13 protein-coding genes are annotated in these 13,193 nt (G+C 64.5%); 2 read left to right on the top strand and 11 right to left on the bottom strand.

Going from position 1 to position 13,193, the window contains the following annotated elements:
- The first annotated feature begins 11 nt into the window (after positions 1–11).
- Positions 12–2,561 carry a DNA ligase D gene (gene ligD / locus QN413_RS17765; RefSeq protein ID WP_323497894.1) on the top strand — a complete coding sequence of 850 codons (2,550 nt, stop codon included), beginning with the start codon at positions 12–14 and terminating at the stop codon, positions 2,559–2,561.
- 172 nt (positions 2,562–2,733) lie between these two features.
- On the opposite strand, the gene QN413_RS17760 is transcribed toward ligD, so the two are convergent.
- The 11 genes from QN413_RS17760 to QN413_RS17710 form a co-directional block, all read right to left on the bottom strand.
- The gene (locus QN413_RS17760) at positions 2,734–3,897 is read right to left on the bottom strand and encodes a HupE/UreJ family protein (protein ID WP_323497893.1); all 1,164 of its coding nucleotides are present in this window, start codon (positions 3,895–3,897) and stop codon (positions 2,734–2,736) included.
- Entirely contained in the window at positions 3,897–5,108 is a 1,212-nt protein-coding gene (locus QN413_RS17755) for a hypothetical protein (RefSeq protein WP_323497892.1), read from the bottom strand. The genes QN413_RS17760 and QN413_RS17755 overlap by 1 nt, the downstream gene beginning before the upstream one ends.
- A gap of 24 nt (positions 5,109–5,132) precedes the next feature.
- Complete coding sequence (locus QN413_RS17750; protein WP_323497891.1) at positions 5,133–5,426, bottom strand: hypothetical protein; 294 nt, start codon at positions 5,424–5,426, stop codon at positions 5,133–5,135.
- A 12-nt stretch (positions 5,427–5,438) separates the two neighbouring features.
- A complete protein-coding gene (locus QN413_RS17745; protein ID WP_323497890.1) occupies positions 5,439–6,941 on the bottom strand; it encodes a DUF4331 domain-containing protein in 1,503 nt (500 codons plus the stop codon).
- 232 nt (positions 6,942–7,173) lie between these two features.
- On the bottom strand, positions 7,174–7,824 hold the full coding sequence (gene ureG, locus QN413_RS17740; protein ID WP_187052887.1) for an urease accessory protein UreG: 651 nt from the start codon (positions 7,822–7,824) through the stop codon (positions 7,174–7,176).
- 10 nt (positions 7,825–7,834) lie between these two features.
- A complete protein-coding gene (locus QN413_RS17735; RefSeq protein WP_323497889.1) occupies positions 7,835–8,533 on the bottom strand; it encodes an urease accessory protein UreF in 699 nt (232 codons plus the stop codon).
- Positions 8,534–8,538: 5 nt separating this feature from the next.
- Entirely contained in the window at positions 8,539–9,177 is a 639-nt protein-coding gene (gene ureE, locus QN413_RS17730; RefSeq protein ID WP_323497888.1) for an urease accessory protein UreE, read from the bottom strand.
- A 58-nt stretch (positions 9,178–9,235) separates the two neighbouring features.
- Positions 9,236–11,002, bottom strand: a complete 1,767-nt coding sequence (gene ureC / locus QN413_RS17725; RefSeq protein ID WP_323497887.1) for an urease subunit alpha — start codon at positions 11,000–11,002, stop codon at positions 9,236–9,238.
- Complete coding sequence (locus tag QN413_RS17720; protein WP_323497886.1) at positions 11,003–11,308, bottom strand: urease subunit beta; 306 nt, start codon at positions 11,306–11,308, stop codon at positions 11,003–11,005.
- Positions 11,309–11,321: 13 nt separating this feature from the next.
- A complete protein-coding gene (locus QN413_RS17715) occupies positions 11,322–11,924 on the bottom strand; it encodes a HupE/UreJ family protein (protein WP_323497885.1) in 603 nt (200 codons plus the stop codon).
- 40 nt (positions 11,925–11,964) lie between these two features.
- Complete coding sequence (locus tag QN413_RS17710; RefSeq protein WP_068631962.1) at positions 11,965–12,267, bottom strand: urease subunit gamma; 303 nt, start codon at positions 12,265–12,267, stop codon at positions 11,965–11,967.
- Positions 12,268–12,347: 80 nt separating this feature from the next.
- On the opposite strand from QN413_RS17710, the gene QN413_RS17705 reads away from it, so the two are divergent.
- On the top strand, positions 12,348–13,193 hold an 846-nt coding region (locus QN413_RS17705; protein ID WP_416352202.1), incomplete at its 3' end, for a purine-cytosine permease family protein.

Here is a 13,193-nt window from a genome sequence, read left to right as displayed (position 1 = left end):
GCTGCATCGCCATGGCGAAACACGATGCACTCGGGCCTTACAAAGCCAAGCGGAACTTCTCGATCACGCCGGAGCCGCAGGACGGCGGCGAGAGTCGTGCAGAGTCGAAGCGCGGTCTGCAGTTCGTCATCCAGAAGCATTGGGCGACGCGCCTGCACTATGACTTGCGCCTCGAGCTCGACGGCACCATGAAAAGCTGGGCTGTGCCCAAGGGTCCGAGCTTCGACCCGGCGGACAAGCGCATGGCAGTGCAGGTTGAAGACCATCCCATCGCGTACAACAGCTTCGAAGGGCAGATCCCGGATAAGCAGTACGGCGCCGGCAAGGTCATCATCTGGGACAAAGGCACCTGGGCGCCGATCGGCGACGCGCGCGAGGGCTATCGCACCGGCAAGCTCAAGTTCGAGGTGCATGGCCACAAGCTGCATGGGCATTGGACCCTCGTGCGCATGAAGGGCAGGGACGCCGACAAGCAACCGCCCTGGCTGCTCATCAAGGAGCACGACGCATACGAGCGCTCCGCCACCGAGTACAGCGTGGTCGATGAGCTGCCCGATAGCGTCGCGAAGTTGCCAGCACCGGATGGAGGCGAACGCACGATGAAGACCCGTAAGGCGGATAACTCACCAATCGAGCCCATCGGCATTCCAGGGATCAAGCGCGCCAAGCTGCCGCCCGCGCTCAAGCCGCAGCTCGCCACCCTGGTCGACGCGCCACCGTCCGACCCTGCCAACTGGCTGTACGAGATCAAGTTCGACGGTTACCGTTTGCTGGCACGCGTCGACGGCGCCAACGTCAATCTCTTCACCCGAAACGGCCACGATTGGACGCACAAGCTCGAGCACTTGGCCCAAGCGTTGCGCAAGGCCGGGTTGCCACCGTGCTGGCTAGACGGTGAGATCGTCGTCCATGGCAGTGCGGGCGTGCCGGACTTCCAGGCGCTGCAGAACGCCTTCGACAAGGCACGCACCAAAGACATCGTGTACTTCGTTTTCGATCTGCCGTTCTGCGGCGGACAGGACCTGCGCGAAGTGGCGTTGGAAAACCGGCGTGGCATCCTCAAGTCGCTGGTCGACGGCATCGATTCCGATGCGATCTGCTTCAGCGACGAGTTCGACGCGTCGGGCCGCGACATCACGTTGTCCGCATGCAAGCTCGGCCTTGAAGGCGTCATCGGCAAGCGCAAGGATTCCATCTATCGCGCCAGCCGTTCGCCGGACTGGATCAAGCTCAAATGCACCCAGCGGCAGGAGTTCGTCATCGGTGGTTGGACCGATCCGCAGGGATCGCGCGCTGGTCTCGGGTCGCTCTTGCTGGGTGTTCACGACGACAAGGGTGCACTGCGCTATGCAGGCAACGTCGGCACCGGCTTCAACGCGCAATCGCTGGCGCAATTGCGGAAGCAACTCGATGCGCTCGCGGCCGAAAAGAGCCCGTTCTCTGCGAAGACTGCGATCGATCGCAAGGCCCATTGGGTCGAGCCCAAACTCATCGCAGAAGTCTCTTTCGGCGAATGGACGACGACAGGCAGCGTGCGCCATTCTGTGTTCCATGGGCTGAGAACGGACAAGCCGCCGACAGCCATCGTGCGGGAGAAACCGGTGCATGTTCAAAATGCGTCGATGTCGGGGAAGACATCGACCTCGTTGCCCGCGGGTTTAAAGGTGTCCAGCCCGGATCGCGTAGTGGACGCCAGCACCGGCGCCGCCAAGATCGACATCGTTCGCTACTACGCGTTGATTGCGCCGTTGATGCTGCCCCACTTAAAGAACCGCCCGGTGTCCTTGCTGCGTGCGCCGGATGGCATCGCCGGCAGTTTGTTTTTTCAAAAGCACCTGGACAAATGCAAACTGCCCGGCGTGCGTGAGCTCGACCCCGCGCTCGACCCCGACCACGGCCGCTACCTCGAAATACCGACCATGCAAGGCCTGCTGTCGGCAGCGCAAATGAACGTGATCGAGTTCCACACGTGGAATGCGGTGAAGACATCCATCGGCAAGCCCGACCGCATGACCTTCGACCTCGACCCCGGCGAGGGCGTTAGCTGGGCGACCATCCAGGAAGCTACCAAGCTGGTCCGCGTGCTGCTGGAAGAACTGGAGCTGAGGTCTTTCGTGAAAACCAGCGGCGGCAAGGGCCTGCATGTCGTGGTGCCCATTCGCAAGCAACTCGACTGGGACACCGTGAAGGACTTTTCGCAAGCCATCGTCCAGCATCTGGCGAGCACCCTGCCACAGATGTTCGTTGCCAAGAGCGGGCCACGCAATCGCGTCGGCAAGATCTTCGTCGACTACCTGCGCAACGGGTTCGGCGCCACGACGGCGTGTGCATGGACGCTGCGCTCCCGGCCGGGCCTTGGCGTGTCGGTGCCAATCGGCTGGGACGAGATCGACCACGTCACCGGTGGCGACCAGTGGAAGCTTGCGAACATTCACAGCCGCCTCGACGTCGGCAACAAGCCGTGGGACGACTTGGCGGGTGCGGCGCAAAGCCTGAAGGAAGCGATGGACGTGCTGGACTTCCCTAAGGACGCCTCGAAAAGCCCATCGAAAAAAACTTAGTAGGTCTGAGCGTTCAGCTCGCCGGCCAGTAGAGCTCGATCCATGTGGGCGCGCGGTCGCTCGCGCCGCTTCGACCCCTGACTTCCCAGGCTACAGTCGCCGCCCGGGCAACGGCGACCACTCGGCGTTGATGAGCAAGTGGTCGGCAAGCTGCCTGCTCCAATCAGAGCTGCTAGACCGGCAGGATCTTCAGGTCGAAGACCCGCTCGACAAACCACAGCGCGGCAACGATCACCGCAAAGACCGAACCGCCGCGCAACACGACTGGCGGGTAGCGTCGCCAAGACCGCAGTGCCAGCAAGACCGTCAGCGCAATGGTCACGATGATCAACTGGCCGGCCTCTACGCCGAGGTTGAATCTCAGCAATGCCGACACGAAGCTCGCGACTGGCAAGTCGAGCTCGGCCAGCACGTTCGCAAAGCCGAAGCCGTGAATCAGGCCGAACAGAAAAGTGAAGATGCGACGGCGCCCGCGCAGCAATGGCACGATGTTGTCGACCGCCGCCACGATGATGGTGAGCGCGATGGCCGGCTCGATGAGGCGCGGTGAAAGCGACACGATCTTGAGCCCCGCCAGCGCCAGCGTGATCGAGTGGCCAAGGGTGAACATCGTGACGGTCGCCAACATCGGCCACACCGCCTGCTGCCACCGCGCCACCGGCCGCCAGCCCTCGCGCGTGCGCACCAGCACGGCGGGCAGCAGCAGGCAGATCAGGAACAGGATGTGGTCGTAGCCGATCAGAATGTGATGGATGCCGTCGAGGAGAAAGCTGGTGTCGCCGGAGGATTGCGGTGAGGGTGACGCAGTCGTCGCATCGTGCGGCAGCGCCACAGCAACTGCTCCGCCCACCGGATCGAGCGACCGCAGCGCTGGAGCCGCAGCGCTGCCCATGTCGACGCGCAACAAGCCGCGGTGCGTCGGGTCGACTTCTTTGAATAACCGGTAGTCGACATCGAGGCGATCGCCCGCAGCGCACTGCGACTGAAGCTGCAGCACGAGGTAGGTGCCGTCGACGCGGCTTTCGATGGCGGGCGGCTGCGCTTCGTTCAACACGCAGCGCCCTTGCTGCAATTGCAGGTGCGCCAGCGCATAGGCACGAATGTCGTCCATGCGTGCCTTGACTTCGCCCCAGCTCAGCTTCTGGTCGCCGTCTTTATCGATGTCGAGCATGGCGTCGAGATCGCGCAGCGAGATGTCCCAGCGCAAGTTCAAATGGTCGCCGGCACGGCTCAACTGCAGGTAGGCGTCGCTGGCCTTGTGGGCTTGCGCGGGAAGGATGAACACGATGCCGATCGCCAGCACAGCAAGGACGCGAACGACAAAGGCACGCCTCATCACAAGACCGCATCGACCCGCGCATCGCGCAGCCCGATCTGCTGCATCAACGCCTTGACTTCTGCACGCGCCGCATCGTCGTTGGCCGTGGCGGCGGCTCGTGCGAACACAAGCAGGTCGATCGGCTCGCGCTGCAACTGCACGTTGAGCCGCGCGAGCTCGAGCGCGCGGTGCGCATCCTTTTGTACGTCGAGCGCGAACATCGCGTGCTCTCTCGCATGCAGCACCGTGCTGCCGGGCCGGAGCGCCGCCGCATCGAAGCGCGCGGCCAGCTCGTCCACGTCGCTCTGCGCCGTTGCGCGTTGCGCGGCGCTCAACTTCTTTTGTTCGCCGAGCCGTTGCGTGGCCATGACGATGCGCAACAGCACGGCGTCGCTGCGCGGCTCGGACTTGAGCAGGGGCAAGACCTCGGTCGGTCGGTTCTGGCTCAGCAGAAAGTCGCTGTAGGCCAGCACGTCGTAGCCTGCGCGCTCGGCGCCCAGTGCTTGGCGGTAGGCGGTATCGGCAGCGGGCGCACGGCCTGCCAGTTCATTGATTTCTGCCACTGTCGTCAGGAGCCATTGCCGCGTCGCGTTCTGGCGCGGATCTTTCAGCGGCGGACTGTCGAGCAGGCTTTGCAACGACTCCTGCGCGCCGCGATGGTCGCCACGCAGGCCCGCGTTCTCGGCCAGGCACGCCACGGCATAGAGGTTCTGTCGCAGCTTGACCAGTGAGCGGCATGCCGCATCCGAATCGGCATAGCGGCCGCGCACTCGGAGGATGGTCGCCAGCGTGAGCCAGCCCTGGGCGTTAGACGGGTCGGCAGCGAGCGCGAGCTTGAGCGTGCGCTCCGAGCCATCGAAGTCATGAAGAAATTGGGCGACCGTCGCATGCATCACCAGGATGCGGTTGGGCGTGGTCGCCGTGAGTGGTTGCCATGCCTGCAGCACGCCCATGGCGTAGCCGGCGTAGCGCGCGTCGCCTTGCGAACGCGCGAGATCGAGATAAGTTTTGGCGGCTTCGAGGGCAGTGCCCTCGTCGCGCGGCCGTTGGACCAGTTCGCGACGGAGACGGCGCTCCTCGCGTGACCAGCCTGCCACAGAAGGAAGCGACTCGACGATCTCGTTGTCGCTCGTCGGCACCCGCGGCACGGCATGTGCCGTGCCGCTGGCGACGAAGACCGAGAGTACCGCCGCGAGCAGCGAGGCTGCGGCGGCACCGTATCGGATCATGCGAACGCGACCACTGGGCCTTCTCTATTGCGTAGAGACCGGGTCTTTGGTTTCCGATGTCGGCGGCGGGTCGAACTTCGACACGTCGGCCGGTGGGTCGGTCTCCGAGGTACCGGCCACGAGCTGTTTTACATACGAAATGAAGCTGTCGTAGGCATCCGCCATCATGGGGGGCTGCGTGGTCTGCGGCGGAGGGTTCTGCGCCGGCGGTGCTGTCCCGATCGGCACATAGCCACCTCCGCCACCCCCACCGCCGCAGGCCGTGAGCACGAGTGCCGCAGCGAGCGCGACGCCCAGTTTCAGAAGCTTGTTCTTCATGGTGCTAACTCCTTACGGCTGCTGCTGGGTCACGGCGCCTGGCAGCGGCGTGTTGAGGTATGGGAACACGGCAGGGAACGCGGCGGGCGTTTGCAGTGCGCCGTCGGTAAATGGCAGGCCACCGGCCGGTGCGTCCGATGGCTTGCAGCCAAGCTTGAACTTGTCGGTATCGGTGGTCAACACGCAGAGTGCACCCATGGCCACGCGCAACTCGATGTCCACCACGTCGTCACCCGGCCGGCGTCCGTTCGGGAAGCCCGCGAGGTCGCCACCGGCTACGCCGAGGTTGCTCTGGTTCGCCATCGGGGTCGGCGCGATCTTCGTTTCCAGACGCAGCATTTCCGACGGCACGACGTTGGCTGGTTTGTTGAGCCCGTCGATACCTGTCAGGAATGTAGCGATCAAGTCGGTCCGGGGGAAGTTGGTCGGAGCCTTGGCGGAGGGGAACAAGGTTTCGATCAGCGCTGGCAACGCGGGGTTTGTCACGTACGGCAGAAACTGCTTGTCGTCACTCGGTTGCGAATTGTTGAAGCGATCCTTGTCCTTCAGCCCGATCACGAGTTCGTTGACGAGCGGCATGCCGAGTCGCGACACCTGGGTCCATGCGCCGCCGTTAAGGTAGGTGGTGCCGTGGCCGCTTTTCGGCGGGCTGGCGACAAGTCGTCCCTGGCGTGCGCTCGACGTCGTCCAGCCGCCGATGATGGTGCTGCCGGCAGTGGTCAGGCAGGAGGTGGGCACTTCCATTTCGAGCGACGTGATGTTCTTGCCGGCCAGCGAATCGGAATTCGGTACGTTGACGGAGCCCAGCGGTGCGAGATTGATCAGGTCGAAAATCGGACCGAGTGCGACGACGAAGGGATCTTTTCGCTGACCCACGAAGACCTTGCCCGGCGCATCACATCCGGGGATGGTGACGTCGTACACGTGCTGGGCTGCGTAGTTGGCATAACCCGGCGCCACGCCGAATGTTTTCTCGCCGATGTTGTCGGTCGGCTTGTCGAACACGGTGGTGCCGTCGAGCTTCTTGACCGGGTCACCCAGGCTACCCCGACGCGGGCCACGCACCACGTTCACCGTGTAGGTCTCGCGGAGATTGCTGGTCGGCTGGTTCGGGCCGGTGATGCCGCCGGCTTGCACCAGTGGGATCGAGGTCTTCACGCCGTTAATGGGAAGGGCGATGTCACGCAACGTGTTCTGGAACCGGAACTGGAAAGTGATGTGTTCCTTGCCATCGCCGACGTTGTCGATATGGATCTCGTACAGGCCGTTCGGGTCCATATTGAAGTAGTTGGGTCCGCCGTACGGGCTCTGGTCGGGCTGGTAGTCGGCGATCAGCGTCGTGTAGGCCGTACGGGCTGGGTCGTAGCTGCGGAACATGTAGAAGTCGGTGCCGTCGAGCTTGGGCGACCCGGCAATCGACGGCGCCTCGCGGTGGCTCGATGCGAGCGCGCCGCCCGCGGCGATGGCGCACAACGCCAGCGCGCAGGCCTGAACTGGAAGTCTTGTCAATTTCATCACTTCACCTCGAAAGTTGGTTTGGTTTGAGAGGCCCGGTGCTGCTTGATCCGGCCGAATTTCCCGGTCGAATTCACGCTAGCCAAAGCTCTACGTGAACAAGTTCACATTGGATTCAAACCAGAGGCTGCGACAGCCGTGAAATGGCTGCGCGACTTCCCAACTGCACTCCGACTCCGGGAAAACCCGTGGTCGAAGTCGCGGTGCGCGCTGGCGCGCCGCTCTCCTCTGCTCAGGCTTCGGCCAGCATGCCCCGCTCCTCGATGAACGCGACCACCTCGGCCAGCCCGGTCTTGGTTTTGAGATTGGTCATGACGTACGGCCGCTGCTTGCGCATGCGTTTGGTGTCGGCTTCCATCACTTCCAGACTGGCGCCGACGTAGGGCGCCAGGTCGGTCTTGTTGATGATGAAGAGGTCGCTCTTGGTGATGCCGGGACCGCCCTTGCGCGGGATCTTTTCGCCTGCGGCAACGTCGATGACGTAGATCGTCAGGTCGCTCAGCTCGGGGCTGAAGGTGGCGGCCAGGTTGTCGCCGCCGCTCTCGACGAACACCACGTCCGCGTTCGGAAACTCGCCCAGCATGCGGTCGATGGCTTCGAGGTTGATCGACGCGTCTTCCCGGATGGCAGTGTGCGGGCAGCCGCCGGTTTCGACACCCATGATGCGTTCGGCTGGCAGCGCACCGGCGACCGTCAGGATGCGCTGGTCTTCCTTGGTGTAGATGTCGTTGGTGATGGCGATCAGGTCGTACTTGTCGCGCATCGCCTTGCACAGCATTTCGAGCAGCGTCGTCTTACCCGAGCCGACCGGACCGCCGATGCCCACGCGCAGCGGCGGCAGTTTCTTGGTGCGGTTGGGGATGTGGTGCAGGGCGGAGGACATGGTGTGGACCTTAGCTTCGAAAGAGGCGTGAATACTGGGCTTCATGCCGCGCGGAAAGCACGGCGAGCATGGGAGAGAAGGCCTGACGATCGTCGTCGCCGAGTGCGATGGCGTGGTCGACCGCATGCGGAATTTCAGCAGCCAGCCGGCCCAGCATGCGTTGGCCGGCGCTCTGGCCGAGCGGCACGCACTTGACCGCGGCGCCTGTCATGTTCTCTGCCCAGCCAAACGCAAAGGCGAGGCAGCCATCGCGCACGGTGGCTCCCGTGCGCGATGCGGCAAAAGCGAATGCGATCGGGTAGGTCACCGGCATCTTGTCGAACGAGGCCAGCACGTCGTCGTGATGCAGCTTCAGCCATTCGACGAACGAGCGGCCCATCTGCTCGGTCTGCAAGCGGAACTCGGCGGTCTCGCGGGTCTGCAGCACCCAGGCGTTGAGGCGGGCGAGGCGCTCGGCGTCTTGCGTGCGCCAGGCGTCGATGGCTTGGGCGACGATCGACAGGTCGCCGCGTGCCAGGGTCAGATGCAGCTGATCGACCAGCCAGTCGGAGGCTGCCGCTTCCGTTGCAAGGCCTGCCCATTCGACGCCGGCCTCGATGCCTTCGGAGTACGAGAAGCCGCCGATGGGCAGCGCCGGCGAGGCCAGCCAGATGAGCTGGAGCAGGCTGGACGCCGGCAGGGCGCCCACAGGCGCGGCAGGGTCAGGCATGCAGGTCAGTGCGCGTGGTGCGGACCATCGTGATCGTGGCCGTGGTCATGACCTTGCTCATGGCTGTGCGGATGGCCATTGTCTTGCGGCTGTGCATAGGCGTCGGGGTGGAGCACCGGGCCGACGAGCGCCTTGCCGGTGGCCGCATGAGATTGAGTCCCGTGCGCATGACCATGGTCGCCGGACGCATGCGCGCCATACGCGCCGCCCTCCGGCTCGAAGGCCTCTTCCGCCTCGCGCACGATCAGGTGCATCGAGCGCAGCATGGCGGCCAGCACATGGTCGGGCTCGATCTTGAGGTGGTCGGGCTTGAGCTCTATGGGCACGTGACGATTGCCCAGGTGGTAGGCCGCGCGTGTCAGATCGAAGGGCGTGCCGTGCTCCGTGCAATGGGTGATGACAAGCACCGGTTGCGGCGACGCAATCACCCGGATCAGCGAGCCGTCTTCGGCCACCAGCACGTCGCCCCCGCGTACGGCAGTGCCGCGTGGCAAGAAGATGCCGACCTGCCGGCCTTGCGAATCGACGGTGTCGAAGCGGCTCTTTTGGCGAACGTCCCAGTCGAGTTCGATGGTGGCGGCACGCTTGAGCAGCACGGGCGCGAGGCCCTTGCCCTGCGGCATCAGTTTGTTGGCGGTCAGCATGGGGGCAAAAAAATTGAGGAGGGAATAGCGTGTTCAACGCTAGGCGAGATCAGACGCGTTAGAACAAAAAGTACCGCTGCGTCAGCGGCAACGAAGTCGCCGGTTCGCACACCAGTAACTGGCCGTCGGCACGCACCGCGTAGGTCTGCGGATCGATCTCCATCTTCGGCGTCAGGCCGTTGTGGACCATGTGCTTCTTGCGGATGCCGCGCACATTCTTAACCGCCACCAGCGTCTTGTGCAGACCGTACTTTTCGCCGATGCCCGCTGCCAAGCCGGCCTGCGACACGAAGGTGAGCGAGCTCTTGTGGAGCGAACCACCGTAGGCGCCGAACATCGGCCGGTAGTGCACCGGTTGCGGCGTTGGGATCGACGCGTTGGGGTCGCCCATGGCGGCCATGGCGATGGTGCCGCCCTTGATGATGGTGAACGGCTTCACACCGAAGAATGCCGGCTTCCACACCACCAGGTCGGCCCATTTGCCGACCTCGATGCTGCCCACTTCGTGCGCGATGCCGTGTGCGATGGCGGGGTTGATCGTGTACTTGGCGATGTAGCGCTTGGCGCGAAAGTTGTCGTTGCGCTGCAGCGTCTCGACCAGTTCGCCTTGGCCGGTCGGTGCCAGCCAGCCGCGCTGCGCCTTCATTTTGTGCGCCGTCTGCCAGGTGCGGATGATGACTTCGCCGACACGGCCCATCGCCTGGCTGTCGCTGCTCATCATACTGATGGCGCCCAGGTCGTGCAGGATGTCTTCGGCTGCGATCGTCTCCTTGCGGATACGCGACTCGGCGAAGGCCAGATCTTCGGCGATGGCCGGGTCGAGGTGATGGCACACCATCAGCATGTCGACGTGCTCGTCGAGCGTGTTGACCGTGTACGGCATCGTCGGGTTGGTCGACGATGGCAAGAAGTTCTCTTCACCCACCACCCGCAGGATGTCCGGCGCATGACCGCCGCCCGCGCCTTCGGTATGAAAGGCGCAGATGCCGCGCCCGCCGACCGCCGCGATGGTGTTCTCGACGAAGCCCGATTCGTTCAGCGTGTCGGAATGGATCGCCACCTGCGTGTCGGTGGCGTCGGCCACGTCCAGGCAATTGCTGATAGCGGCAGGCGTCGTGCCCCAGTCTTCATGCAGCTTCAGGCCGATCACGCCGGCATTGATTTGCTCGTGCAGCGCGTCCGGCAGGCTGGCGTTGCCCTTGCCCAGAAAGCCGAGGTTCATCGGGAACGCGTCGGCGGCCTGCAGCATGCGTTCGATGTGCCACGGGCCGGGCGTCGCGGTCGTCGCGAAGGTGCCGGTCGCCGGGCCGGTGCCGCCGCCGAGCATGGTCGTCACGCCGGAGGTCAGCGCCTCTTCGATCTGCTGTGGCGCGATGAAATGGATGTGGCTGTCGATGCCGCCAGCCGTCACGATGTTGCCTTCGCAACTGATGACTTCAGTGCCAGGCCCGATGACGATGTCGACACCCGGCTGCACGTCGGGGTTGCCGGCCTTGCCGATGGCGACGATGCGGCCACCCTTCAGTCCGATGTCTGCCTTGACGATGCCCCAGTGGTCGAGGATCAACGCGTTGGTCATCACCGTGTCGACGGCGCCACCGGCCGTCGGGCCACTGCCTGTGCCGTCGCGCGTGCGCTGCGATTGCGCCATGCCGTCGCGGATCGTCTTGCCGCCGCCGAACTTCACTTCTTCGCCGTAGGCACCGGCGCGCAAGGTGTAGTCGGCCTCGACTTCGACGATGAGGTCGGTGTCGGCGAGCCGCACGCGGTCGCCTACGGTGGGGCCGAAGATTTCCGCATAGGCGCGGCGTCCGATCGTTGCCATCTAGAGTTTTCCTTGGACCAGGCCACGAAAGCCGTAGACCACGCGGTCGCCGGCAAAGTCGACCAATTCGACCGTGCGCTGCTGGCCCGGCTCGAAGCGAACCGCAGTGCCCGATGCGATGTTCAGCCGCATGCCGCGCGCCGCTTCTCGCTCGAAGCCGAGCGCGCCGTTGGTCTCGGCAAAGTGATAGTGCGAGCCGACCTGGATGGGCCGGTCGGCAGTGTTGAGTACCACCAGCGTCAGCGTGCGCCGGCCGGGGTTGAGCGTGTGGTCGCCTTCGTCGGTGAAGAGTTCGCCGGGGATCATGCGAGGGCTCCGTTCAGGCGGCTTGCACGAGCAGCACGGCGCCGAGTGCCACCACCGCGGCACCTGCTGCACGCGGCAGCCAGACATTGCCACGACGCAGCGCCCAACCGACAGCGATGCCGGACAGATGCAGCAGCACCGTCGCGGCCACCATGCCGGCGAGCGTCAGCGCCGCGCCGGACTGGATTGCCAACTCGTGCCCATGCGCGACGCCATGAAAAATCGCAAAACCGCCGACCAGCACCGCTGCTGCGGCAGGCGGCAGATGCTTCTGCGTGACGACGAGCAACCCGAGCACCAGCAGCGATGCCGCGATCATCGGCTCGACCGCCGGCAGCTGGACACCCGCCAGACCGATCAGCGCGCCGACCAGCAGCATCGCCGCGAAGCCGAGCGGCGCCCACAACAGATCGGGCCAGGCGCGACGTGCCGACAGCGCACTCCAGAGGCCTACCGCCACCATCGCCGAAAGATGGTCGGCGCCGGTCAGCGGGTGCATGAAGCCGCTGACCAGGCCATGGTGCAGTCCGCCGTCGACGCCGGTGTGCGCGCTGGCCGCGAGCGGCAGCAGTGCGAGCAGGGCGATGAAGCTCGTGGATACAGAAGCGGTGCGCATGAAAAGAGATCCTCGTGATGGTCGTTGTGGTCGTCGGGCTTCAAACGATCGGCTGGTGAACCGTCACCAACTTCGTGCCGTCGGGAAAGGTCGCTTCGACCTGGATGTCGGGGATCATTTCGGCGATGCCGTCCATGACGTCGGCACGCGTCAGCACGCTGCGGCCGGCGCTCATCAGCTCGGCGACGCTCTTGCCATCGCGCGCCCCTTCCATGACGGCGGCAGAAATCAGCGCAATGGCTTCGGGGTAGTTGAGCTTCAGTCCCCGTGCCTGCCGCCTTTCGGCCAGCAAGGCGGCAGTGAAGATCAGCAACTTGTCTTTTTCGCGCGGAGTGAGTTCCATGATCAGGGCATTATGAGCAACGGGTAAGCGTTGCAACAGTCATGCCGCCCTTTGCGCGTGCCTGTGCCGTGGCATGAAATCTGCACCGGGAAAATGTGAATCCGAACCCCGCCACGCCCCCTGGACCCGACGAAGCGCCACAGCGCATCGTCAAGGTGCGGCGCGACTACAACAGCTGGGTCGCGAGCGAAACGCTCGAAGACTACGCGCTGCGCTACACGCCGCAGCGCTTTCGCAAGTGGTCTGAATGGCGGGTCGCCAACACGGCTTTCGGCGCGGCTTCGTTCCTGATCCTGGAGGCGGTCGGCGCCACGCTGCTCGTGCAGTATGGTTTTGCCAACGCGTTCTGGGCCATCCTGGTGACGGGGCTCATCATCTTTCTGGCGGGCTTGCCGATCAGCGTGTACGCGGCGCGCTACGGCGTCGACATGGACCTGCTGACCCGTGGCGCCGGCTTCGGCTATATCGGCTCGACGCTCACGTCGCTCATCTATGCGTCGTTCACCTTCATCTTTTTTGCGCTCGAAGCGGCGGTGATGGCTTATGCGCTGGAGCTCGCGCTGGGTGTGCCGCCGGTGTGGGGTTACCTGATCTGCGCGCTGGTCGTGATCCCTCTGGTGACGCACGGTGTATCGGCCATCAGCCGCCTGCAACTCTGGTCCCAGCCGATCTGGCTGCTGATGCTGGTCGTGCCGTTCTGCTTCGTCGTGGTGCGCGATCCGGGCGCCTTTGCCGGGATTACGCACTACAGCGGTGAGAAGGGCGGCTCGGCGGGCTTCGACCTGCGCCTCTTTGGTGCGGCATTGACGGTTGGCATCGCGCTCATCACGCAGATGGGCGAGCAGGCCGACTACTTGCGGTTCATGCCCGAACGCACCGCAGCAACACGCGGGCGGTGGTGGGCCGGCGTGCTGGCGGGTGGGCCG

The organism is Variovorax sp. LG9.2, from assembly GCF_035018885.1.
Lineage (GTDB): Bacteria > Pseudomonadota > Gammaproteobacteria > Burkholderiales > Burkholderiaceae_C > Variovorax.
The sequence above is the reverse complement of the archived record's forward strand: the minus strand, read 5'-3'. Positions and strand labels throughout refer to the sequence as shown.